We start from the raw sequence: 24,045 nt of genomic DNA on the forward strand, positions 1-24,045 counted from the left end.
TATCGTCGTATCAAGTAGTCCATGTCGTGAAAATCTTATTCATTAATCTTGCTGACCCTGAAGTTTTGGGTAAACAATCATCCGAAGCTTTGGCGAGAAAACATAAACCTTCTTTTTTGATCAAGAAACCCAAAGTAACTATGTTGCAATTGATGCAATCGGCCCTTGAATACGGTAAAACAAGTCATTTCTCATTAAATAAGCAGGACTTAAAAACTCTGCAGGCTTGGCTTAAACATCGAAAAGGGAATGATAAAATCATTATTGCTGCTCATGGGAAAAAAGAGGATACTGAATTTTGCTATGCAGAATCTGATGAGACAGACGTGTTTAAAACCCATAAATTACTGAGTGCTCAGCAACTGGCAGAATTTATTAAACATATTCTGATCATGGATTCCGGTAAGCAACGTTTCAATTTAACCCTTAGTATTTGCTATGGGGCAAGAAGTCAGGAGCATGAAAAGAATCACTTGCTCCATCCAGGGGAGATAGATTGGGCTAGCAGTTTTGCGGCCAAAGTTTACGCCTCCATTCTTGACTTTAATGTTAAGCTTAAAGCTGTGACCGGCGCAGTACAGTTTGATAGCATAACCGGTTCACTTCTAGTTGAAACGGAAGAAGGCATATTAGCCGCTAATGCCCAAAGAAACTCTGTGAAGGCAATCAAGCAGTTCGATCAAGAAGTTATCAGCCCACTTGTAGAGCAATTCATTCAACAATATGGAAAAGATCGTTTCAACGAGTACCTGGTAAAAGGTGAATACAGGCAAAATCAAACCGCTCTTGATAAAGCCTTTGTCGAACTTCACCAAATGGAGGAGCAACTAAAACAACTTACCCATTTAAAATTTTCTAATGACAAAAAGAATTATGGCCAAGTCATTTTTGAATACGACCCCCGCCAGAACCGGATTGTGATTTCCCTTAAACATTTAGGCAACCATAGCCTGTTGAGAACCATGCACCGTGAAGAGTTTGTCAAGTCACCCATTGAGAGTGCAATTGGATTTAATGAGGAACTTGAACTTAACAGTAAATCAATCTTCTCATCGAATTATTAAAGTGTTCAGCTTTCCGGAGAAGCCGAGCTTTCAACTAGCTTTCTCCTGGCTTTTTTTGACTGCCGTTGTTCCTGCCAAGTTTGAATGACCACATAAAAGGATGGAACAAACAACATGGCGAGGCAAGTTGAAGCTAACATTCCGCTGCAAACAGCAATTCCAATTGAGCGTCTCGCATTAGCCCCTGCCCCTGTGGCAAATACCAGTGGGAGTACTCCCATAATAAATGCAAATGACGTCATCAAAATTGGACGAAAACGAGTTTTAGCCCCTAAAACAGCGGACTCAATGATGGATTTATTATGAAACAGCCGCTCTTCACGAGCGACCTCAACAATCAAAATGGCATTCTTGGCGGCCAATGCAATGAGCAGCAATAAGCCAATTTGAGTGTACATGTTATTTGCGAGACCAAGGGCTGAAAGGGCAAGTACTGTCCCAATTAATGCCAAGGGCACACTTAAAAGGATGGCTGCAGGCGTTAGCCAATTTTCATACTGTCCTGACAAAATCATGTAAACCAAAACCAAAGACAATAAAAAAATAAAATAGCTTAAATTACCAGCAAGCTTTTCCTGGTAAGCAGTACTAGTCCACTCATAAGACATTCCTGAAGGCAGCAACTGTTTTGCCAAATTCTCCATGCCTGTAATGGCTTGTCCCGAACTATAGCCCTCGGCCGCTGCTCCATTAATGCTGCTGGAAGGATACAAATTGTATAAAGAAATGATGGCAGGGCCCAATGCCGGGCTTATGTCAGTCAGCGTTCCAAGAGGAACCATTTCGCCGGATTGATTCTTCACATAGTAATTACGCACATCATCCATCGTCATGCGGGAATCAGGTTCAGCTTGTACATAAACCTGAAAAACCTGACCAAATTTGGTAAACAGATTGACATAAGATGAGCCCAAATAAGTTTGCAAAGCATCAAAAGCATCACCGACCATCACCCCTAAAGATTCCGCTTTGCTACGATTAATCGGGGCAGCCACTTGAGGTACCGAAGCTCGAAAAGAAGTCATTAACTTTTGTAAACCTTGCTGCTGGTTGCCATGACTGACCAATTGATCAGTAACGGCTTGCAATTTTTGATAGTCAAAAGAACCATCCTGCAATTCCACCTGCATTTGGAATCCACCAGATAAACCTAAGCCTTGAATTGGCGGCGGTACGACGACTAAGACCTTGGCATTGATAGTTTTCAAAGCAATGTCATTAAGTTTATTGTATAACGATAACAGATCTTCAGATTTGCCTCGCACACTCCAATCTTTAAACATGACGTATAAAATGCCCGCATTGGCGAGACTGCTATTATTGTCCAGAAGTGAGATTCCATTAATGGCAATGACATTTTCAACGCCATCGACCTTGGATACTTGTTCATTGAGTTGATTGAGAACACCCTCCGTCCGATTTAAAGTGGCACCATCGGGTAGAAGAACATTCATGATTAAGTAGCCTTGATCTTCAATGGGAATAAATCCTGTAGGAATACGACTTAAGCCATAAATGGCTAAAACAACTAAGGTTATGCCAACGACACATACTAAAGCACTTCGATGGACTAGCCTCTCGATAAAGCGAATATAAGTCGCTTCAAGTGGATTGTAGAACCGATCAAAGCTACGATAAACCACATTTTTTTTCCTGTGTTTGTCGATTGGCTTTAACCACAAAGCGCATTGAGTGGGTTTTAAAGTCATGGCATTGATAGCACTAATGAACGCCGTTGCCGCAATCACCAAAGCAAATTGCGCATACATTGAACCCGTTAATCCCGGCATAAAGCCTGCGGGCACAAAGACAGCCATCAAAACCAAAGTAATGCCAAGAATAGGGCCAAACAACTCTCGCATGGCTTGAATGGAAGCTTCCTTAGGAGCTAAACCACGCTCAATATGCTGAGTAACCCCCTCGACGATGACAATGGCATCATCCACTACAATCCCAATAGCCAATACCAGGGCAAATAAAGTGAGTAAGTTAATGCTGAAACCGAGAAAGAGCATGGCGATAAAAGTACCAATAATCGTCACAGGAACGGTTGTGGCGGGCACCAACGTGGCACGGAAATTCTGCAAAAAAATTAAAATGACAATAAGAACGAGAATGCCGGCCTCAAAGAGAGTTTTATAGACTTCATCAACAGAGGCTTTAACAAATATGGTTGTATCGAATGGGATTGAGTATTGTAAACCGGGAGGAAATTTTTGAGCCATTTTGGCCACTGTTTTTCGCACGTCTTCAGCCACTTGCAAAGCATTAGCGCCCGGTAGCTGAAAAATACCAATCGCCGCTGTAGGTTTTCCATTGAGTTTTGATAGCTGGTTATAATTGGACGAACCTAATTCAACTCGTCCCACATCACGAATTCGTACAATTTGTGCACTTGAGCTCGCATTAGCCTGTTCATTGGGTTGTGTCGCCTGGCTTTTAATGATGATGTTGGCAAATTCTTCTGGATCCGCCAGTTGCCCTGGCACATTTACAGTTAATTGATAGCTTGGCTGACCATTCACGGGAGGAGCGGCAATTTGCCCCGCCGAAATTTCTTTATTTTGATTTCTAATGGCATTCAATACATCTTTGGGATTAAGGCCGAAAGCAAACATTTTTTTCGGATCAAGCCAAATGCGCATTGCATAGGTTCCTGAGCCAAAAATAACTACGTTCCCTACCCCAGGTAAACGCGCCAACTCGTCTTGCATGTTAATGGTTGCGTAATTACTCAGAAATAAACCATCGTATTCATTATTTTTTGCGGTGAGAGTAATAAATTGCAAAATGGCTGTCGATTTTTGTTGAACGAGAACCCCCTGTTGCTGTACAGCCTGCGGAAGTTGCGCCATGGCAGCCTGCACTCGATTTTGCACCAACACTTGCGCAAAATTCAGATCTGTACCAATTTCAAAAGTTACAATTAAATTGTAATTGCCATTGTTGTTGCTGGTGGATTGCATATACAGCATTTTTTCAACACCATTCACTTGCTGCTCAATAGGCAGGGCAACGGTCTTAATTAGAGTTTTGGCATCCGCTCCAGGATAGTTGGTGGTTACCTGAATGGTAGGCGGTACAATGGCAGGGTACTGAGACACGGGCAAGATGGCTATGGCTATTAAGCCGAGAAATACGAGTAATAAGGCAATCACATTCGCCAACACAGGTCGTTCGATAAAAAATTTAGAAATCATGCCCGTTTCTCACTTTAAATCCCGTTAAAAACCGGAGCCAACATAGGGCGCAAGCGCTTTTCTCATGCCTGTCCCCTGGTTTGTTGGATTTGCGGCGCAACCTGAATGCCCACAGCAGCATTCTGCAAACCCTCAATAATCACATGATCATTTGCATCAATGCCTTTGGTGATGGCACGCATCCCATGCTCTACACTACCCAGCACCACTCGTTTTAAAATCACATGATTGGTTTCATCCGCGACCAGTACGTAGGAGCCAATTTGGTCGTAAAGAATTGCGGTATCTGGAATGGTCAATTGAACAATAGCTTCAGTCACCGGAATGCGTACTTGCACAAACAACCCCGGCAACAAGCTAAAATTTGCATTGGGTAATAAGGCACGAAATTCCATGGTGCCGGTAGAGGCATTGAGGCCCGTATTTACGAAATCAAGTTTACCTTGATGAGGAAACCCTCGTTCATTTTGCATGGCCACATAAACCGGAATTTGATTTATGTCTTCAGGCTTTAGCCCGCGTTTTTTTGCGATTTTCCGAATTTTAATCAGGTCCAATTCATTGAGATTAAAATACGCATAAATTGGATTGATTTGCTCAAGGGTTGCTAAATTCGTTGCTTTACCATTTCCAACCAAATTACCAGGGTCCACTAAATGACGTCCAATTCGTCCATGAAAAGGAGCCAATACCCGCGTGTAACTGTAATTTACTTCTGCAACCTGCAAATTGGCTTGCGCCTTGGATATTTCTGCCTTGGATTCTTCTGATTTAGCCAACCATTTTTCTACATTTTTAAGCGAAGTGGCGTTTTGACGATACATTTGCTTTTGCCTGGCGTATTCCGTTTCGTTATATAAAGCTGCAGCTTTAGTGGCTTCAAGCTGGGCTTTGGCTTCAGCAACTTTCTCCTGATAGGGATCTGGCTCGATGACAAATAACTCCTGTCCTTTTTCGACGAAACTGCCGTCTTTAAATTTAATTTCCTTTAAATAACCTTCAACTCTTGCTACCAGATTGACCGAGTTGTAAGCCACTAAATTACCAGTTTGCGTGACGTACTCTGCCATTTTCAGCGCTGTGGGTTTTTGAACAATTACCACAGGTGCCGGCAAGCTGCTTGTCACGTTGGTTGGCTTATGATGCAGCAACAGAAAAAGAAGAATACAAACAAGTACTGCAAATAAGCCTAGTTTTAGCCACCTTGATCTTTTTCTTTCTGCATTCATACTCATCACCAGTTTGGTAGGTAAAGTTGCTTTAATCGTTGGCCTTTGGTAATCGGCGGCTCATGATTTTTCTGTTTCAGCAAACTTCCCCAGTTTGTTCGCTGGGCCATTTCCGCTTTAATATGTTGCGGAACCACATCATTACCATTGCGGATTTGCCAACCACCCCCTAATGACCGGTACAAAGCAACGAGAGCCTTAGCCGTCTCGCCTTTGGCATTCGTTAAAGACGTTTGGATTCGAAGTTGTTGTTGTTCCGCATTCAAAACTGCCGTGTAATTGGTCTGTCCTTCTTTGTAGCGAGTTAAAGCCAGTTTGGTCGTTTTAATTGCAGAATTATTAGCAAAAACCAGTGCTTGTTCTGCTTTTCTCGCCTGAATGTAGCGGCTAATGTTGTCTTGGACCTCTTGTTGGGCTTTAAGTACCTGATTGACGTAATTTAAAACCGTCTCCTGAAATACGGCATCTTGTACACGAACAGCATTGGTGATTTGGCCATAATTTAAAATGGGCCAGGTAAAGCCGGGACCCGCTGCAATGTTTCGGTTTGACCACTTAAAAATGTCGCTGATGGAATTATTGCCAATGGTGTTTGCAGCAAAAGCAAAAGTTCCTGATAGTGAAAATGAGGGAAAAAGGTTAGCCTTTACAGCCCCTATCGCCTCGGATTGGGCAATGGCTGCGAGTCGAGCCTGATGTATATCCGGACGTTGAGCTAAAGTTTCAATGGGAATTCCTACAGCTACCTGCTGAGGTGCTTTAGGAATGCCATTGCTCTTAATTAAAAAACAATCAACAGCATTGGGTACTGTACCCAACAATAAACCAAGAAGATCCTTATAGCGCTGAAGACTGGCAACCAAAGGTGGAAGCGAGGCAATGGTCGATGCCAGCTCTGTCTGCGCTTGCTCTACGTCGAGTAAACTGGTCTCCCCCGCTTTAAAGCGTGATTTGGCTATTCTAAGACTCATGGTTTGCAACTGAATATTGGCTTTCGTCACGCGAATTAGTTCTTCATAGGTGCGAATATTCATGTAACTGCTTGCAACATCGGCTGTCAAACTCACCAAAGCATTGTCATAAGCTGCAATGGAAGCTAAGAAGTTAGCGTCGTTCGAGCGAATAGCTCGACGGTATTTACCCCAAAAATCAAGCTCCCAACTGGCAGTAACACCAAGGACAGCCGTTTCAAAACTGGAGGGTAAGATATCCTGAAGCGATGACCCACCAACCCGTTGGTAAGTGTAATTACCAAACAGAGCTTGTTGCTGGGGGTAAAGTTCTCCTACCGATTGCGCAAGCTGTGCGCGGGTTTGTAATACCCTTATACCCGCAACCTGAAGAGAAAGATTATTTTGATAAGCCTGTTCGACAAGATAGGTTAATGTTGGATCATTAAACACTTTCCACCAAGTTGCTTCATGCACTGGTGCTTCCTTGACGGCAGGGCTTTTTTGAATCCAATGCGAAGCAACAAGCTTGCGTGGTTCCTTGTAATTCGGACCCACCAGGCAGGAGCTAAGCAGCAAACAAGTACTGACTGTAAAAATCCCTAAGCAATGTCTCATTTTCCCTAAATGGGCTCTCTTCAATTTGAAAAAGCCACTCCAGTTGCTGACGGCTAACACAGAAATAAAATCATCTTAACCTGTCAGCTGTAAATTTGCCATGATTAATCAGAACTTTGCTTTAATGATTAGGTTGTGGTGGTTGAAAACCAATGATTGTATATTTTCTCATAGGTGCCGTTTGACTTTAGCACAGCTTGGGCCTGATTAATTGCCCTAAGAAGCTTGGGGTTGTTCTTGTTGACCGCAAAGCCCAGAGGCTGCGGATCATTGGGAACAATCGCTAACACAGCTAAATTTGGATGTTGCCCGACATAATACTGAGCAACAGGGCTTACCTTCATTAAAGCATCAATTCGACCAGCTAGAAGATCTAACACAGCCGTATTGAATTCTTTGAATGAATAGACTTTAATGTCAGCAATTCGTCCCAGGGTCTTCATTTTCTTGGCCACTTCGAAATCCGTTGTCGCCGCCTGAACCCCGATAATCCGATGTTTTAAGTTCTTAAGAGAATCCATTTTAGGATTCTTTTGACGGTTAATGAGAATACTTAATGTAGTAGTCATATAGGGATTTGAGTAAGCCAATACCTTCTTTCTCGCCGCTGTAATCGTGATCGCCCCCATTATAAGATCGTATCTCCCTTCCTTGAGCTCATTAATTATTGTTTCCCATTGGGTACTTTTAAATTCAACTTGCAATCCCAAATGTTTTGCCAAAGCTTTAATCAAATCCACTTCGAAACCGACTTGCTTTCCATGATTTAAAAACTCAAACGGCGGATTGCTAAAATAAGTAGCAACAATCAGCTTACCCGGTTGCAGTGTTTTCCAATCACTCACAGTGTCTGAAAAGCTATGCAAAGAAGTTAAAAAAAGGATTAATAATCCAAGACCTAAACCAATTTTTTTGCTCATAAACGCTCCCTGTCCATAACTACAATCTAGAGAAAATAATGCGGATGAAAGCAAACAAAAGTAAAGATAAATATATCGACTATAATTTAAAAGTGATTTTCTTTGAGGACAGCAGTCATGAAAAAAGTTAACTCCCGCAATTGCAATAAAGATTCAGATAAAGCCAAGAAAGATCTTCCGAAAGAGGAATTGCAAAAGGTTTCCGGCGGGCGCCTCGGTAGAATACCACCTGCTTTTACTAGAAAGAAATGAGCCTGGCTAATACAAGAGCTATTTAGCCATAACCAGTCTCTACAATTATGCGCTTGTTTCAAGCTTAAAAAACAAGTTAAAATTTGGCAAAATTTAAGAAAAAGAATGAGATGGATTTGATTCGAGCGAAGTCACCTAAGAAAGTGATACATGAAATAATTAATAGTAACGGCTTTTTTCCTGGAAACGCCTACTACCCTTTTTTGGTTTATCAACAACCCCTTTCACTAAGCAATCAACCTGCCGAATCGCTGCAGAATTTTTTAAAAGATAATGGCTGGATTAATTCCTGGGTCGATGGAATTTATGATTATCATCATTATCACAGCAACACCCATGAATGTCTTGTGGTGATTTCCGGTGAATGCAATGTGCAGGTTGGCGGTGAGAAAGGGAGTATTTATGGAGTCAGCAAGGGCGACGTTTTAATCATTCCAGCTGGAGTTTCCCACAAAAATACCGGTGCCTCCAAGGATTTTAAATGCATTGGAGCCTACCCGTTTGATTTGGATTATGACATGAATTATGGGAAAGCTGATGAACATCCAAGAGTAGATGACAACATCAGGAACGTTCGCTTGCCCAAGAGTGATCCAATCTTTGGTAAAGAAGGGCCTCTTTTCGATTTTTGGAAGGTAAACTGCTAATTTTCTAATTTTAATTTCACATGATCCCTTATTAATTCCAAAGCAGAAAGCACCTCACTGAGCACGAATGTCTTGCTTCTTTTGTGCCGTTTCTGTTCTTCTGGACAAAACCTTGTAGTCATGACATCTTTAAATTTGCTTTGACAAGGCTGTCATTTTCAACCGCATTAATGAAATGGAGTTCATGATGAAATTAAAAGCTTATTTGATTTCTCTGTTGCTGTTTCCACTTAGCCACCCTCTTCTGGCTGAAGACAATGGTTTGGGGTTATCCATTAATCAATCGCCCTCCTCAGTTCAAGAGTATTGGACACCAGAAAGATTAAAAAATGCAAAAGAAATGCCCATTCCCCGTGTTTCTCCTCAAGACATACAAGAAAATAGCCAAAAACCACTTGATGAAAAACCACAGTTTCAGGATGCAGTCCCTCCTGCTGAAGGCGTTAAACCCAGCAATACCATCTTGTTTACTCCCGATGGCCTTGAGGAAATACCTGCCCAAAAAAAGCAGTTTAATTATGGTTCATCAGGTTATAATTTCACGAGTTCCCGTCTTATCCCCTCCACAGCCAATTCGTCATTCCCCTATTCCACAGTAGGAAAGTTATTCTTCACCATACCAGGCCAAGGTGATTATGTGTGCTCAGCTTCTGTTATTGCCAAAAGGGTAGTGCTAACGGCTGGTCATTGCGTGCATTCAGGTTCTGGAGGACTTGGCGGTTACTTTATGAATTTCACTTTTATTCCCGCTTATCGCAATGGGGCAGCTCCGTTTCTAAGCTGGACTGCGACTTATGTGTTAACCACACCGAGCTGGTCCACAGGGGGCGGCACAGTTCCTAATGCTGCTGATTACGCCATGTTGGAAGTGGCTGATCAAACCTTTATGGGCACGCTGAGAAGTATTTCCTATCTCACAGGTGCTTTAGGTTGGCAAACGAATTCATTAATACCCAATCACAGCCATTTATTGGGTTACCCTTGTAATTTTGACAGTTGCCAGGAAATGCATCAGGTTACTGCGCAAAGTGCACGCTGGGTTTCTCCTAATAATGTCGAATATGGTTCAGACATGCAAGGTGGCTCTAGCGGCGGGCCTTGGGTGCAAAATTTTGGCATTCCATCAACCGGACAAGGAGCAGGATATAATCCAGCGCCCAATCGGGTAGTGGGAGTTACTTCTTATGGATATGTGAACACCGCCATCATGCTTCAAGGAAGCTCAATTCTAGATACTCGCTTCGTAAGCCTATTAAACTCATTGTGCGCACATCAATCAGGTAATTGTTAGTCTTTAAAGAAGGGGAGTTTAACCACTCCCCTTCGGCTTTATGAAATCGAACTTTTGGATAGCCAATGCCTATTTAGCAGATTTTAATTGAGTAAATAATTCCTTAAATAATTCGCAGGATTGCTCATAGATGCCTGGGCTACTGGATTCCCTTGGCCCGCCAATATTTAAACTTCGAATACGATTGGCGTTAATCCAGGCCTTAATCTTCTCAACAGACCCTCCTTTGTGATTCAGGCTTATTATGATAAAAGGCTTTTTTTGGCGCTGGCAGTAATCAATCATGAATTGAGTTCCATCTTTGCTGTTCTGCGGCAAAGGCCAACTGGGTACAACAATTAATGATCCATCTGAAGCCTCAATATTTCGCTTGGTTCTGTCCTCTGGAGCAGTGGATGCTGCTTCTGTCAATTCAGGAAAAGAGATTAATGAATTCACTTGATTCTCATCCAGGCCTCCCTTGGGGCAAAAACCTGCAATTGCAAATGCCATATCCTTAGCTGTTTTTAAAGCAGCTTGATCAACGCCCGTCTGACCTCCAGAAATTATCCGCTTGATCATTGATCTCCTTCCTGAAATGGATGGGTTGGGTTTGAGCATGGCCAAAAAATTAAACTATGGAATTAACATTTCCTATAAAGATTGGCAATAATTAAGATAGAGAATACTAAGGCATCCTATCTGCCGGCATCCACTTTGGAAAATATCATGAATTGTTCGGATAAAAAATTGTTTCAAACGGGTGTATTGTGCGGTTTTATCGATAAGGTTTATAAAGGAGATTGCACGCTTAAGACATTAACCGAAAAGGGTAATTTCGGAATTGGTACTTTTGATGATGTACATGGTGAATTGATTGGGTATGACGGCCGGTTTTACAGAATCATTGAGGATGGAATCGCAAGACCTGTTGTTCCTACACAACATACCCCCTTTGCCTGGGTGGTAGACTTCGAAGAAACAGATAGTTTTGTTTTGAAAAACATTAGCAGTTTTGAGCATTTCGTCCAGGAATTCGATAAAAACATCATTTCAAAAAATTATATCTATGCTTACCGCTTCACCTCTATTTTTGATGAGATCGAGTGCCGTTCTGAAGCTTGCCAACCGCAACCCTATCGCCCATTAACAGAAACGTTTCCAAAAGTACAAGTCAATTTTTCTTATAAGAATATCCATGGAGTCATTGCAGGCTTTCGATTTCCTGAATATTTTTCCGCATTCAATGTCCCAGGCCATCACATGCATTTTTTAAATCCGGAGGAAATGAAAGGCGGACATGTATTTCAATGCCGTTTTCAATCGGCAAAAATTAGCCTGTGCATGATTAAACATTATGAATTATCTTTGATTGACTCAGAAGCCTTCAGGCAATTAGACATCGGTGCTGAGGAATTAAAGGCAGCCACTCATGCTATCGAACAACAAACCAAAAGCTAGTCAGTCTTCCTGGCTTTCATACAACCATACTCTCATCGCTGGTTTCGTGAACATCAACCACATGATGATTTACAATCTCGACTTTTATGGTTTCCAGTAATTCTAAATTTGCGTCATGGTGTGTTGTTAGAATCATTCCACAGTCATTCAACTTTTCTTTTAAGAGCAATAGTAATGTATGTTGTGATTTTGTATCCAAGCCATTTAGAGGCTCATCTAAAATGATAAACTCAGGATGGCCAATTAATGCAGAAATTAAAAGAAATTTCTTTTTTGTTCCGAATGACATGTTGCCAAATGCTGTCTTTAAATGGGATTGGACATCCAATTGTTTAACGAGGTAATTTATTTCACCCGGATTATTTGTTCTGGCCTTTGCCATCCAGACTAAGAACTCCTCGCCTGTTAAAAATGGATAAATTGCCAAATCATCTGGAACATAGAACAAGTTTTTTTTATTAAGCTCATTAGCGGTTACTAGATATTTGTCGTTAAGTACAATAGAACCTGAATCAGGAAGTTCAAGACCCACTATTAATTTTAACAAAATAGACTTCCCTACCCCATTTTTACCAATTAGATGATAAGCCTGCCTTTTAAAAGTATAAGATAGATCCGAAAATAAGACCTTATCCGCAAACGATTTATTAAGTTTCCTAAGCTGAATACTAGTATGCAAAACAAGCTCCTAAAAAAATGTATTGGACAAAATTCATACTTACTGTGCTTATAAGAGAGGTCAGTAAACAAAATCGCAAAGATTGGGCATAAAGCATTCGATTAATAATTAAAGTGAATGGGTTTAGCACTGTAGCGGTTAAAGTTGCTGAAACATTTTGTCCGGGGCTAATTAAGCAAAATATAAGTAATGGTGAGGAAATTAGTATTAATAGACAGGTAATAAAATTAATTTCTCTAGCATAGAGAGCAAACTTTGAATATGGGAATACCTGATAAAATAAAGCGTAATCCCATTTAGCTTTTTCAAAAAAATTAAAAAATGTAGATATAAAATAAACTTGTATCGTGTTTAAGAAGAAAAATAATCCCAACCTGGTTTCCTTTATCTCGGAACAATAGAAAAAATTTAACGTCAGAATTGATAACGCACTACACAGAACAAGTCTTAAAAGAAATGACTTTCTATTTTCTCGATAAGTTGCCGTTTGAAGTGTAAAAATCCGTTTTAATGCATTCACAAAGCTAAAATATGGTAAGCAGATATTGATTTTAAAGAGCCGTTTTTTCTTAGGAAGTGGTTGTGAATTCCAAAGGATTAAGCCACAAAATGCATATAATACTAAACTGATACCCATATTTAAGAATGCATCGCTTTTTGCTGATGTAGCCGAACCTAATATCAGCATAGAACTCAGAACAATGGCATTAACCCATTTCTTATACAGAGCATTAAGCAAGAGAATGATTATGGTACTGATTAGGGAGCTATACAGACAATATTGGGAGAGGATAAACAGTACTGACCCGGTTTGACGAGAGATGTTTACTCCGGCAACTAAAATTGCTAACCAAACCAGATTTAAGGAAAAACATAGAATAACCAAATCAATTTTTTTGTGAACACGAGGAGGGATGTAAAAGGTTTGCAAATACTCTCGAAAATCACCACCCTTTATAAACCTGGTTTGTGCCTGGCTTAGGGTTAGCAAAATTGAAAGTAAGCCAATTAAATGCATTAATTTCTTACTAACCGGGGTTGCAGGATCAATAAGTGAATAAAAAGGAAGGCCTAATATCTGCATATTTTGTACTCCAGGTGCCAACAAGCAAATAATAAAAGCCATGAGCAGCTTATGTCTGGCTAATAACTCCTTAGCCTCAGCAAAATAATATCGAATCCTGTATTTAAGAAAATGTCGATTAAAATTAAGCGGATTTAAGCTAGACTGCTCTAACATGTGAATGCACTTCCCTTTACAAATGTGATTTTAAATGAACCAAGAAAACAATGAACTTTTTCCTCTGGAGTCCTTAAGCGCTGATCCGCTCATGCTCGTTGCGACTTATTTAAATAACTCCGATGAGCCTCAAGAAATAAAAAGTAATCGAACCAAATACTTTCCCTTTTTTCGCTCGGGTCTCCTGCAAGAAAATCGTATTTTAGCCAAATTAGCGCAATACGCGGCCGAAGCTAATGTTACTCGTGTTGCCAGCCTAGTCAAGATAAGACCAGACTTAAGAATAGAGGTGCTCTTTACACTCGCAGGTTTGGCTGCACAAGATGAAATGGAGGCCATGCTAAAAGAGCACCCTGAAGATTTGTTAGTCAAGGCGCCCTTACGTGATATTTCCGGGAGGGTATTTGAGCCTCTCAGTGTTTTTCAGCATGCTATTTGGGCAAAGGACGTGCGCTACATGGCACAAATGATGTTGGATTGTATGCCTAAGAATGCGAAGGGCGAGCAGATAAGACTTAAGTTAGAAGAACAGTATGAGCAAATTGTGAATAAAGGTGTAGCATACACCCTAAAGGGAATCCGCTATGTCAATGAACGATATTTTAGTCTCCAGCCCTTGATTACAGCACTTTCAGATTATAAAAAGAACTATCTTAATATGAACTCCGATGAAAGGCATTCTTACTGGTGCACCGTCATTGGGACAGCCCAGAGCTTACTTCCCGCTCACATACGCCATCATTATTGCGATTCGGAAAACCCTTTCTGGGATAAACCAAACATCAAAGCACCCCATTTAAAACGTTCACTCGAAATTCATCACTTGGGTAAACAAGAGCTTTGGGCTGAAAATCTGGTAGAACTTGGCAAGACTTTGGCTATTTGGGTCATTTCCTCCTATGGTTCTACTCCGGCATACGCTGTTTCAGGTAAAGGCTATGGCGTAATTGGCCCACATTTACCAGAAATAGAAGCGTTATGCTCTTTGGATGAACACAGGACAAACGTTGACTTGCCAGCACTGGTTAAGAGACTGAAAACTCCTATTGTAGATTTTAATCCCTATGCCAGGTTTGATTGTCCCTAGCACAAACATTTGCGCCTGCATAATTTAGCAAAATATTGCGCATCTGAATAAGGCCCAAGCCCATGAAGAGGCTCATTGCCTCTCAATATCCTTAAATTCGGCCCACTGGCAAAATATACAAAGGAATTTCCTTAATCCCTAAGATGATTTTTAGCTGATTTTCATCAAAAGCTCCCACAGAAACGGTGCCAAGAGCTAATGATATAGATTGCAGATAAATATTTTGGGCCGCGTGACCTGCTTCCATGAAAACGAATTGTTTGCCTTTCTCACCATATTTATTAATGGTTTGCGAAAATTCAGCCGTTATCACTATACTGGCCGCCGCATGCCGCACCACCTCCTGCCCTAAAGCAGCCTCAGCCAGGTGGTTCCGTACATCACCCTCTTTGATTTTATACAAACTATGTGTTGCCGGTATGTAATGGTATATACCTGCTGGTAATTTCTCGATATTCCCACTGACTAAATAAATTTCCAAAGGGTAAAGTGCCCCTGCTGAAGGGGCCGTGCGAAAGCCCTCTTTAGAGGTTATGCCTTGCGAAGCCCAGAGTAATTGAGCAATCTGTTGCAAATTTACTGATTTATTTTTAAATTCTCTTATTGAACGGCGTTGATTTAATGCTTCTTCAATTGAAATATTGCTGGTGTATGCAGGGTTAGCTAATTTTATTTCGTTTGCAGATGGGGTTTTCACATTCATTCCAGGTTCTTTAGACAGTTTTTTAGGCATTAAACAAAGCCAAAGACAAATCAGGAGCGATATTATTAAAAGAAGCACCTTGTTTCGACGAAAAAATTCCATTTATTATTTCCTGATTATTCCTAAAGCTTTTAATTTGACCTGCCAAGGCGGATTAAATTACAGCTCTAGCCACATTGTGTTTAGGTTTTCTTTACTTCTACATCATGCATTACACACATCGTTAGTCCAGCGCCAGGCCAATATATACTTCTTATGAACGATTACAATCTAACCCTGTGCTAAATTGTAAGTAATGTTAACATCTAATTCACAATGCTGTTTTTTTAGGGATGAGATCAATTCCGCATACTGATTAAATGGAGATGAATATGGGATTATGGTCAAGTATTAAAAAGGCTGCAAAAAAAGTATGGCGGGTTGTGAAAGCAGTTGTTCGCGTAATCGTTAAGGTGGTCATTACCATTATAAACAGATTAACGTTTGGCTTGCTGGATCTACTGTTTGGTTTCTTAGCATGGCCGCGAAAACAACTCCGATTGCATGTGGTGATTGCATCAGTAAAAAGTCCCAATCCCGATGGTGGTGAGAATTTAGTTCCGGTTGTGCCTGAACAAGACGTCGCTGTTGTCATTGAAAACACGAAACGTATTTATAAAAAATTATTTAATGTGGACCTGCGCCCATACAGTAAATCCTTTATTGAGGTTTTACCAGAGGAGCCACCGGCCGAAGTTTTAGATTTTAAATGCAGTTTGGGTGAAGAGTTTGGCATCGCTGGAGAGTATTTTGCCAATCATTTGGCAGGCTGGAATGCTATTCCAGTTTCGCTAACATTTCCAGTTACTGTGTTTGTGGTGCGCGAGCTGGTGGGAGGACCATCCGGCTGCTCTATGTCAGTGCTTGGCGAATACGTCGTCATTGATGAGCAAGGGCTGAAAGAAGACAATATGATAGCCTTACCTCACGAAATAGGTCACAGCTGCGGCTTATGGCATTCAGGCACCGCAACCAACCTCATGCATAATGGTCCACCAGCCAATGAAAATGTAAAATGGTTTCAAAAAAATATTCTTCGCTCCTCACGACATGTGCAATGGTGGTAGAGGAAAACGTCTCCAGCGAAAGGTAAGCCTGCAATCATCTCGCACGCTAAGGTGAAAATTTCAAACAAAATATAGATTGGCTAGCCGCCAACTTCTTGCATGAGAAATTCTTTGCGCCTGCTGCAATTATTTGGTATTGATCAAACAATTTTATAATTTGATATCTACTAAAACACAATGCATCTTTGTCGACTAAGAGCGACCTATTAGCTGAACAAGAACCTTTATTAGAAAATTTTCTTACTGCCTTAAGCATTGTTACATGTTTAAAACAATAGTCCTGTGCGGACGGGGTGAAACCCCATGAGTTAGAAAAACCTTTGCTGGTTCAAATGAAGTTTTACTTGATAATGGCGCGCTCGGAGGGACTCGAACCCCCGACACCTTGGTTCGAAGCCCGGTAATTTGAAATTAACTTATTGAATTTATTATATAATTAAATGCCGCCGTTCACTACAAATGCAGTACAGTGCATCACAGCGCTGTACTGATCCCCACAAAATCCCCACAGTCAAAATTTGCAAGAGTAGCCGAATAAAAAGGCCGACATCATGTGCCAGTGGTACCCGAGGCTGTATTTTAAAACCTAATCGAATTTACTATTAGGTTCTTATCGGTCAAAAAAATGATTGCTGAGCCAAATATAGAGTGACTCGATCAGTGTTCGACTATGCGTTTGGTGATACAATAAATACACTTTGGTAAAAAATTCATCTGAATACAATGGGCATATGTGGCTCATAAACTATTAATTTCAATAATTAGGCTAAAATTAAACAAAAGGGATAAGTAATGATAGAAAAGCAATTGCTTAGGGATTGAGATGGATTCAATTACTCGTATTAGGCCATTTTTAAAATGGGCGAGTGGTAAGTTTCAGATAATAAGTAAGATTCGTTCGAGCCTTCCCGAGGGAAATCGTTTAATTGAACCATTTTTAGGTTCAGGATCTGTTTTTTTAAACACCAATTACAAACAATTTCTACTTGCTGATATCAATGCGGATCTAATCAACTTATTCCAACATTTGAAGGTTGATAAAAGTGATTTTATTTATTTTTGTAAGAAATTTTTTAATAAGGAATCCAATTCACAATCTGTGTATTTATCATTACGTTCAGAATTTAATTCAACGAAGGATAGTTACTTAAAGTCTGCATTATTTCTCTATCTCAATCGTCATTCTTTTAATGGATTAATCCGATATAACAGCTCTGGTAAATTTAATACAGCTTTCGGAGATTATAAACAACCCTATTTTCCAGAAAATGAAATGTTTACGTTTATTCAAAAAGCGGAAAAAGCAGAATTTAGATGCGCTGACTATAAGGTGATTATGAAAGAGGCAGTTAAGGGAGATGTTATTTATTGTGATCCTCCATATGCTCCATTATCTGCATCAGCTAATTTTACAAAATATCATTCAACTAGTTTTGGGCTAGAAGATCAGAGGCAGTTAGTTGAGTGGCTAAAGAACTAGCTGCTAAGGGAATTCCTGTGATTATATCCAATCATGATACGACTTTTATTCAGAGTTTATATCAAGGATCACTTATCGTCAGTTTTGATGTGCAGCGTAATATAAGTTGTAACGGCAGCGCAAGAACACGAGCGAGAGAGGTACTTGCTTTATTTGATTAGGGGCAATGTTATGAAACAAGGTGGCTCATATGCAAACAGTAGTGGAGGGGTTCTGGAAGGATTAGTAGAATTTGCTCTTACAAAAAAAGGATTTACTGTTGTTCGGTATAAAGATTGGAGATTAAACCCATCGAGTTATAGTGAGGAGTTATTATTAAAAAATGTTCCATATGAGGTCCTTTATAAGCATGCTAGTGCTACAGAATTTGTCTTAATGTCAAAAGCCTATAATCTAAACACTAGAATTGAATGTAAATGGCAACAAGTTTCTGGAAGTGTAGACGAAAAACTTCCATATTTATTTTTAAACTGCTCTGAAAAAATGGTTGAGCCACACATTATTATTTTGCTAGACGGAGGTGGTGCAAAACCTGGAGCAATAGAATGGTTCCGTGATGCATGCGAAAAATTTAATCTAAATGAAGCCACAACCTCTAAGCGAAAGATCGATTTAATGAGTATGACTGAGTTTGTTCAATGGGTTAATTCAGTTTTTAAATAACATCCTTATTTGGGGAGCATGGTGGGAATATAATGTTGGAAGATCTAAATGCAATTAATAGTGGAATGGTAGAGTTTGGTTGTTCACTATTAGGAAAAAGTTTATATGACTTAACTTTTGCTCCAATGGGAGGTGAATGTGTCCACTCTTATGCTTATTCAAGTCTTGTGCAAGCATTAGAAATTTTAATGAAAGCAGCTATTGCTGAGAAGCACCCATTATTAATTTATGAAAAAATACCAAAATTAACGTCGAAAAAAGATCAATTGAATGAGTTTTTTAAGAAAGCCCGATCTCGTAGTTTTTTAGATCTTCCAGACCTTTTAGCTTTGACAACCGATTACCAAATTGAATATAAATTGCTAGAAATAGCATGGATTAATAGGTGTAAAATAATACATATTGGGCATAGTTTTAGTTTGGATTACACTTACTCTGGATTAGAATTAACCTTTAACGTTATAGATCCTTTTATTTATAAATTTTGGAATAGAAGTTCGATTGATGAAACTACCTCATTTGATTCAGAAACCCCAATTTATTTAGTAGAGCACTGTCTTGATTACAATATCAATTTTAAAATGAGAAAGGGACAAATTGATAAAGATGAGGATATTTTTCCGAGAATAACAGAGCAGCACTATTATTAAATGGACTGTGTTGAATAATATTGTGTAAAGGTATTATTGAGAAAGCCATAGCGGTCAATACCATATCTACCGATATCAAATAAAAAGCCCCAAAGAAGGGGCTTAGTAGCTAGAAAAAACATGCGTTTGACTATCTGCTTCTACCGAAAAATAATCGTTTATAAATAGATCACGTGCAAAAGCCTCATAATCAAAATAAAACAGCAAATCCTCCGGTATTGCACTGCTGTAGCAGTCATCAAAAAGCGCACGGGCAAAATCAACTTCACTATCATAAGCACCGTGATAATTCTCCTCTAACATCTTCTCAGCATCCTCAATCGAGTAGTAGCTAAAAAGTTCAGCACCTAACTCCCCATGCTTTATAATGAAGGAGGCCAGCTCAGCAATATCATTGATGCTGTCATACTCGCCAATTTGCGCACCACCAAATCCTTCAAAATCATGGATCGCAAATTCCTCTGCATCCTCAATGGGGCTTTTAGCTAACATTTCATGAATTTCATCATAAATGGTGCTTACATCCTGAGTTACATCAATCCATTCTCCGTGTAGTATGCCATTGTTATAAGCTGCAAGACATGCAACATAAATCTGAGGTGTATCCATTTTAAGACTCCTTGCAAAAGGAGTGTTACTCCCTAGCAGAAATAAGCACTCCTACTTAGGGTTAAACTAAATTTAGGTGAGGACGTTGATTTTCTAAAAGAGAATTCAATTTTTTACTTAGCTGTTTAATTTCCTCTATATCTTGTGCTGATAATTCATTGCGCAAGGTATGAAGTTCATTAATACAACAAGCTAAATCAAAAAATACGTATTCCTTTCTTGAGATAGTAAAACTCACATTTTCCATGATTTTCTCCAAAAATTGGGAAAACCATCCCATCAGGGAAGTCTTTCCCGGATGATTAAAAAAATGAGTCATCCATACTCGATTACGACAAGCCTGGTTGATTAGCCTAATTTTTAAAGAACAGCCGTTCGCAAATGAACAATTGCGAATAGATAAAAAGGTTTAAAACAAGGGGTTTTAATGTAGTTTCACCCTGGTGGATGATCAGTGATTGAAACTGAGGTTCCCAACTTAACGTTCTGCCATAAGATTAGGGAATGATAGTGGCTCTTCACAAGACCAGTTAGGTTTCGCCAGACTCTCACTGGCTCTTCAGTTGTGTTATATATCTAGTACTCTAAACTGTTACAACCAATAAATCAATCAAAACGTGTTTTAAATTTAAAAATAAAACACGTTTTGATTGATTTTAGCCGCAATAACTTTAATGAAAAGCTTTTCATTAAATCTATTTAGGAAAGTAAGTTGTTATGTAAAGTTTCAGATAAAACCTCATTAAAATCAAAATATGATCTCCAAAATACTTTACATAATATTCTTACTATTTCGGTGGACTTCTATTAGAGTAGTAGTTCATAAATGTGTCCCTTATAACGATTGGAGCCATTTCAACAGAGATTTATTTTCTTTCCATGTGGGGATTTTGGGTGTCGGTGCAGTACTTACTTTTTCGATAGCTGCGCGTTTCATTTCAAGGTTAGCTCTAGCATAAATTTCTGTGGTTTTAATATCAACATGACCTAAGAAGTCGCGGATAATATCCAAAGAAACTCCGCCTTGTAATAAATGCATTCCTTTTGTATGTCTCAATGTATGCGGACTAATTTTCTGTTTGAATTGAGGATGATGCTTCTGAACCATACGCGCATATTTTTGCAAAATATAATTCACACCAACTCGTGTGAATTTATTGCCTTGACGGTTTTGAAATAATGGGTAATCAAATTGTTCAGAAGAGGTTAGGCCATGTTCATGTAAATAATTTCTTAGTAACTTAACAGTATTATCCATCAAAGGTACTGTTCGTATTTTTCTACCTTTACCTAATATTCTAACCTGAGCAGGTGATTCTAATCGCACATCACCAACGGTAAGATCAATCAACTCCTGAACACGTGAGCCTGTATCGTAAAGTACGCTCAATAATACGGCATCTCGCCGACCATCAGGTTTTTCAAGATTAGGCTGAGCCAGAAGTATTTCTAAATATTCTTTTGACAAATAACCAACTTCAGATCGAACACAACGGCGCAATGGAATAGCTAAAATCTGTTGGCATTGTAATAAAAGTTCAGGCTCTTCTATCTGGATGTAACGAAAGAAAGCATGCAACGTGGTCAGTCTATGATTTAATGTGTGATGAGAACAATGCCGTTCTTTTTCAAGATAAGTAAGAAAGTCATCTACTAGAGTAACATTAATTTGCTCAAGCTCTAACTTTTCAATCACTATGCCTTTAACGTCGCGGCAAAAACCAAGCAGTACTATAAAAACATCACGATAAGCCTTGATAGTATTGGGACTTAAGTGACGTTTTCCTGCTAAGTAATGAGTCAAATAATAACTTAAGTGAATAGAGAAATTAGTAGGTTTCATAACTATCTCCCTTGCGGTATCACACCGCCAAATTGTTCATTCATACGTTTAGTTATATTAGGAAATAATTCAGCAGTCAGATGCAGGTATTTTTGTGTACCTGTAAAATCTTTATGACCAAGGTATGCCACTAGAAAAGGTAATTTAGCATTTAGATCAGCCCCTTCTTCATACCACTGAATTAATCGATGTACAGCAAAAGTATGGCGTAGATCATGAACTCTAGGCCCTTTACCCCTACCACCATGTGATATCCCACACTGATACAATAGCTGACGAAATAAGCTATAAATTCCTGACCCACTCAAGCCTCCTTGCTTGCGACTTGATGGAAAGAAAAAAGCTTCTTCTGTACGCTTTTCTAGGGACTCTTTTTCCATGCGTTGTGCATAAACCCGAAGTCTCTCAACCATATCCAATGCCGGAGGCACAAGTCGATCTTTGCCAAATTTGCCTCTTCTGACAATAATAACGCCCTGTTTTAAATCAATGTCACGGATACGTAAATTTAAGACCTCACTAACACGAAAACCACAGCTATAGAGCAAACGAAAGACTTCTGGTATGACGATGTTTCGCCAGGGGGACTTAGCGTTTGGTTTAAGTTGATCGGCAGCTTGAATAATTTTACGAACTTCTTCATGCGTTAGAATGCGTGGTGAGAACACGAATGATCTTTTAGGAGCAATACCATAAGGTGGCAGAAATGCTGAATAACCTAATCTGATCATCAATCGGGCTAACTGGCGTATCAATACAATGCGCCGTTGCCTAGTTGAAGATTTTTCATTAGGCTGTTGATCCAACCATTGTAGCACAAGATTTTTAGGCAATTCGTTTGGGTTGATACTCGTCTGACAGAGAAAGTGATCAAAATCTTTTAATACTAGAGCAGACGTATCATATTTATGCCCAGCGGTACGTTTTTCTCTAATTAACCGTTTTATCAATGGAGCAAGTGGACTTTCATACTGAAACAGCTTGTGATTAGCGAACATGATCCATCTCCTTTATAGATAATGCTACTTGTCGTAAAGTTTCGACACTCGCTTTTGCATAGATCATAGTTGAATTCATTGAAGCATGACCTAAAATATTAGCAATCAATGAAAACGGCGTATTGTCTTCTAACAAATGAGTAGCTAAGGTATGCCGCAGTGAATGCAAACCCTGCTTCTGTTGGCTTCTAAACTCAATACCAGCCATGTGTCGCCATTGGGCAACGATATGGTAAAGATGAGAATTTTGATTAAATGGTTTAACCGGCGGTCTTAATCGTAAAAATACTTCACGATACTGTGCTTTAGGACGTGCATGCTTTATGTAATCAATAAGTGCGTTTCCTACCTCATTCGTTAAAGGCAGTACCAAAGGTGTTTGAGTTTTGGATTGTATGATAGAAATTGACTCAGATTCCCAGTCAATATCATCAAACTTCAATGTACGAATATCACCTAGGCGCAATCCTAATCGGTAAGCCAGCAATAAAATCGCATAATCTCGTTTACCTCTTGGTGAACCCCTGTCAATTGTATTTAATAACTGCGTGACTAATCCTCGATCCCATACTGATGGGATTTTTGCTTGTTGACAAAAACTCACGCTAGGCATCTTTTCACTTAAATCGATTTCCAATTTACCCTTATAAAGAAGAAATCGGAAAAACACACGTAAGTGCGAAACGATGCTTGCCACTGTTTTTTGGCTAAAGCGAGATAAAGAGCATACATAATCCGATAAATCCTGTGGCCGTATTTGATCAAAGGTGCTTATGTTACGTTTCCCTAAAAAATCAAAAAGCAGACCCAGTTGTCGCAAGCACTCCTGTACAGTATAAGGACGTAAGTACCGCTTTTTTTCACAATACTCTTTATATATTTCCAAGTATTTCTGCATCGATTTTGGCATGTTAAGTTTACTTAAAACGATTTTACATCGTTCAAAATAGCCAAACCGTGCATAGTGCCACAAAATAGTAAGACCATATTCCGCATGTCTTCGCCAGTCTTTGTAGGTATAGGTTGGCAACTCATGCTTAATGTCGTAGTAAGCTAGAAAATCCATCATGAGTTTTTCGGTCAATTTACCTTTATAATTGTTTTGCTTAGCAAAATCGATTAATTTTCGCCACACAGTTTGATAACGACGTATTGAACGTTCATCATAATGAAGCACTTGCAACTGACTTAAAGCAGCAAATACCAGCTCTTCTAGTGTTAACCCTTTTGATTTAGGTTTTCGAGTAATCATACATAATCCTCCGTTAATGAGTGACGACCTTTGTGGCCGCCTGAGTTAATTATCGGAGATATTATGTAAAGTATTTTGGGAGATCGTATTTTGATTTTAATGAGGTTTTATCTGAAACTTTACA

General features: G+C 39.5%; 22 protein-coding genes and 1 pseudogene. 10 read left to right on the forward strand and 13 right to left on the reverse strand.

The window, feature by feature from the left end; genetic code table 11:
* Window positions 1–26 precede the first annotated feature (26 nt).
* Entirely contained in the window at window positions 27–1,064 is a 1,038-nt protein-coding gene (locus EL203_RS10890; RefSeq protein ID WP_058471960.1) for a hypothetical protein, read from the forward strand.
* Between the two features lie 5 nt (window positions 1,065–1,069).
* On the opposite strand, the gene EL203_RS10895 is transcribed toward EL203_RS10890, so the two are convergent.
* The 4 genes from EL203_RS10895 to EL203_RS10910 form a co-directional block, all read right to left on the reverse strand.
* Entirely contained in the window at window positions 1,070–4,264 is a 3,195-nt protein-coding gene (locus EL203_RS10895) for an efflux RND transporter permease subunit (RefSeq protein WP_058471959.1), read from the reverse strand.
* Window positions 4,265–4,326: 62 nt separating this feature from the next.
* On the reverse strand, window positions 4,327–5,493 hold the full coding sequence (locus EL203_RS10900) for an efflux RND transporter periplasmic adaptor subunit (protein WP_122224874.1): 1,167 nt from the start codon (window positions 5,491–5,493) through the stop codon (window positions 4,327–4,329).
* Window positions 5,494–5,498: 5 nt separating this feature from the next.
* The gene (locus tag EL203_RS10905; protein WP_058471957.1) at window positions 5,499–7,061 is read right to left on the reverse strand and encodes an efflux transporter outer membrane subunit; all 1,563 of its coding nucleotides are present in this window, start codon (window positions 7,059–7,061) and stop codon (window positions 5,499–5,501) included.
* A gap of 128 nt (window positions 7,062–7,189) precedes the next feature.
* Window positions 7,190–7,981: an ABC transporter substrate-binding protein gene (locus tag EL203_RS10910; protein WP_058471956.1), complete on the reverse strand. Its 792-nt coding sequence runs from the start codon at window positions 7,979–7,981 to the stop codon at window positions 7,190–7,192.
* A 117-nt stretch (window positions 7,982–8,098) separates the two neighbouring features.
* Between EL203_RS10910 and EL203_RS14690 the strand changes: the two genes are divergently transcribed.
* The 3 genes from EL203_RS14690 to EL203_RS10920 all read left to right on the forward strand — a co-directional run bounded on the left by EL203_RS14690 (window position 8,099) and on the right by EL203_RS10920 (window position 10,171).
* Window positions 8,099–8,233 carry a hypothetical protein gene (locus tag EL203_RS14690; protein WP_259637556.1) on the forward strand — a complete coding sequence of 45 codons (135 nt, stop codon included), beginning with the start codon at window positions 8,099–8,101 and terminating at the stop codon, window positions 8,231–8,233.
* Window positions 8,234–8,343: 110 nt separating this feature from the next.
* The gene (locus EL203_RS10915) at window positions 8,344–8,880 is read left to right on the forward strand and encodes a cupin domain-containing protein (protein WP_058471955.1); all 537 of its coding nucleotides are present in this window, start codon (window positions 8,344–8,346) and stop codon (window positions 8,878–8,880) included.
* Window positions 8,881–9,064: 184 nt separating this feature from the next.
* Window positions 9,065–10,171 (forward strand): trypsin-like serine peptidase, encoded by a 1,107-nt coding sequence (locus tag EL203_RS10920; protein ID WP_232003940.1) that lies wholly within the window; start codon window positions 9,065–9,067, stop codon window positions 10,169–10,171.
* Window positions 10,172–10,240: 69 nt separating this feature from the next.
* Here the strand turns inward: EL203_RS10920 and EL203_RS10925 are convergent, their stop codons facing one another.
* A complete protein-coding gene (locus EL203_RS10925) occupies window positions 10,241–10,732 on the reverse strand; it encodes a YpsA SLOG family protein (RefSeq protein ID WP_058471953.1) in 492 nt (163 codons plus the stop codon).
* 147 nt (window positions 10,733–10,879) lie between these two features.
* Between EL203_RS10925 and EL203_RS10930 the strand changes: the two genes are divergently transcribed.
* Window positions 10,880–11,611 carry an acetolactate decarboxylase gene (locus EL203_RS10930; protein ID WP_058471952.1) on the forward strand — a complete coding sequence of 244 codons (732 nt, stop codon included), beginning with the start codon at window positions 10,880–10,882 and terminating at the stop codon, window positions 11,609–11,611.
* 16 nt (window positions 11,612–11,627) lie between these two features.
* Here EL203_RS10930 and EL203_RS10935 read toward each other — a convergent pair whose 3' ends face one another.
* Complete coding sequence (locus EL203_RS10935) at window positions 11,628–12,290, reverse strand: ABC transporter ATP-binding protein (RefSeq protein ID WP_058471951.1); 663 nt, start codon at window positions 12,288–12,290, stop codon at window positions 11,628–11,630.
* Entirely contained in the window at window positions 12,280–13,530 is a 1,251-nt protein-coding gene (locus EL203_RS10940; RefSeq protein ID WP_058471950.1) for a DUF6136 family protein, read from the reverse strand. The genes EL203_RS10935 and EL203_RS10940 overlap by 11 nt, the downstream gene beginning before the upstream one ends.
* Window positions 13,531–13,564: 34 nt before the next feature.
* Here EL203_RS10940 and EL203_RS10945 point away from each other — a divergent pair, with 34 nt between their 5' ends.
* Entirely contained in the window at window positions 13,565–14,617 is a 1,053-nt protein-coding gene (locus EL203_RS10945; RefSeq protein WP_058471949.1) for a hypothetical protein, read from the forward strand.
* Between the two features lie 91 nt (window positions 14,618–14,708).
* On the opposite strand, the gene EL203_RS10950 is transcribed toward EL203_RS10945, so the two are convergent.
* Window positions 14,709–15,422 (reverse strand): SagB/ThcOx family dehydrogenase, encoded by a 714-nt coding sequence (locus EL203_RS10950; RefSeq protein WP_058471948.1) that lies wholly within the window; start codon window positions 15,420–15,422, stop codon window positions 14,709–14,711.
* A 269-nt stretch (window positions 15,423–15,691) separates the two neighbouring features.
* On the opposite strand from EL203_RS10950, the gene EL203_RS10955 reads away from it, so the two are divergent.
* The 4 genes and pseudogenes from EL203_RS10955 to EL203_RS10970 all read left to right on the forward strand — a co-directional run bounded on the left by EL203_RS10955 (window position 15,692) and on the right by EL203_RS10970 (window position 19,219).
* Window positions 15,692–16,426 carry a hypothetical protein gene (locus tag EL203_RS10955; RefSeq protein ID WP_058471947.1) on the forward strand — a complete coding sequence of 245 codons (735 nt, stop codon included), beginning with the start codon at window positions 15,692–15,694 and terminating at the stop codon, window positions 16,424–16,426.
* An 823-nt stretch (window positions 16,427–17,249) separates the two neighbouring features.
* A pseudogene (locus tag EL203_RS10960) lies at window positions 17,250–18,067 on the forward strand (Dam family site-specific DNA-(adenine-N6)-methyltransferase).
* A gap of 10 nt (window positions 18,068–18,077) precedes the next feature.
* Window positions 18,078–18,569: a PD-(D/E)XK nuclease superfamily protein gene (locus tag EL203_RS10965; RefSeq protein ID WP_058471946.1), complete on the forward strand. Its 492-nt coding sequence runs from the start codon at window positions 18,078–18,080 to the stop codon at window positions 18,567–18,569.
* Window positions 18,570–18,601: 32 nt separating this feature from the next.
* On the forward strand, window positions 18,602–19,219 hold the full coding sequence (locus tag EL203_RS10970) for a hypothetical protein (protein WP_058471945.1): 618 nt from the start codon (window positions 18,602–18,604) through the stop codon (window positions 19,217–19,219).
* A 102-nt stretch (window positions 19,220–19,321) separates the two neighbouring features.
* Here the strand turns inward: EL203_RS10970 and EL203_RS10975 are convergent, their stop codons facing one another.
* The 5 genes from EL203_RS10975 to EL203_RS10995 form a co-directional block, all read right to left on the reverse strand.
* The gene (locus EL203_RS10975; protein ID WP_058471944.1) at window positions 19,322–19,828 is read right to left on the reverse strand and encodes an antirestriction protein ArdA; all 507 of its coding nucleotides are present in this window, start codon (window positions 19,826–19,828) and stop codon (window positions 19,322–19,324) included.
* A 61-nt stretch (window positions 19,829–19,889) separates the two neighbouring features.
* On the reverse strand, window positions 19,890–20,075 hold the full coding sequence (locus tag EL203_RS10980) for a hypothetical protein (protein WP_232003941.1): 186 nt from the start codon (window positions 20,073–20,075) through the stop codon (window positions 19,890–19,892).
* A 588-nt stretch (window positions 20,076–20,663) separates the two neighbouring features.
* A complete protein-coding gene (locus EL203_RS10985) occupies window positions 20,664–21,671 on the reverse strand; it encodes a tyrosine-type recombinase/integrase (RefSeq protein WP_058471942.1) in 1,008 nt (335 codons plus the stop codon).
* Between the two features lie 2 nt (window positions 21,672–21,673).
* Window positions 21,674–22,669, reverse strand: coding sequence for a tyrosine-type recombinase/integrase (locus tag EL203_RS10990; RefSeq protein ID WP_058471941.1), 996 nt, complete (start codon window positions 22,667–22,669; stop codon window positions 21,674–21,676).
* A complete protein-coding gene (locus EL203_RS10995) occupies window positions 22,659–23,921 on the reverse strand; it encodes a site-specific integrase (RefSeq protein WP_058471940.1) in 1,263 nt (420 codons plus the stop codon). Before EL203_RS10995 ends, EL203_RS10990 begins: the two co-directional genes overlap by 11 nt.
* Window positions 23,922–24,045 lie beyond the last annotated feature (124 nt).

Origin of the sequence: Legionella jordanis, assembly GCF_900637635.1 — a bacterium.
Classification (GTDB): Bacteria; Pseudomonadota; Gammaproteobacteria; order Legionellales; family Legionellaceae; genus Tatlockia; species Tatlockia jordanis.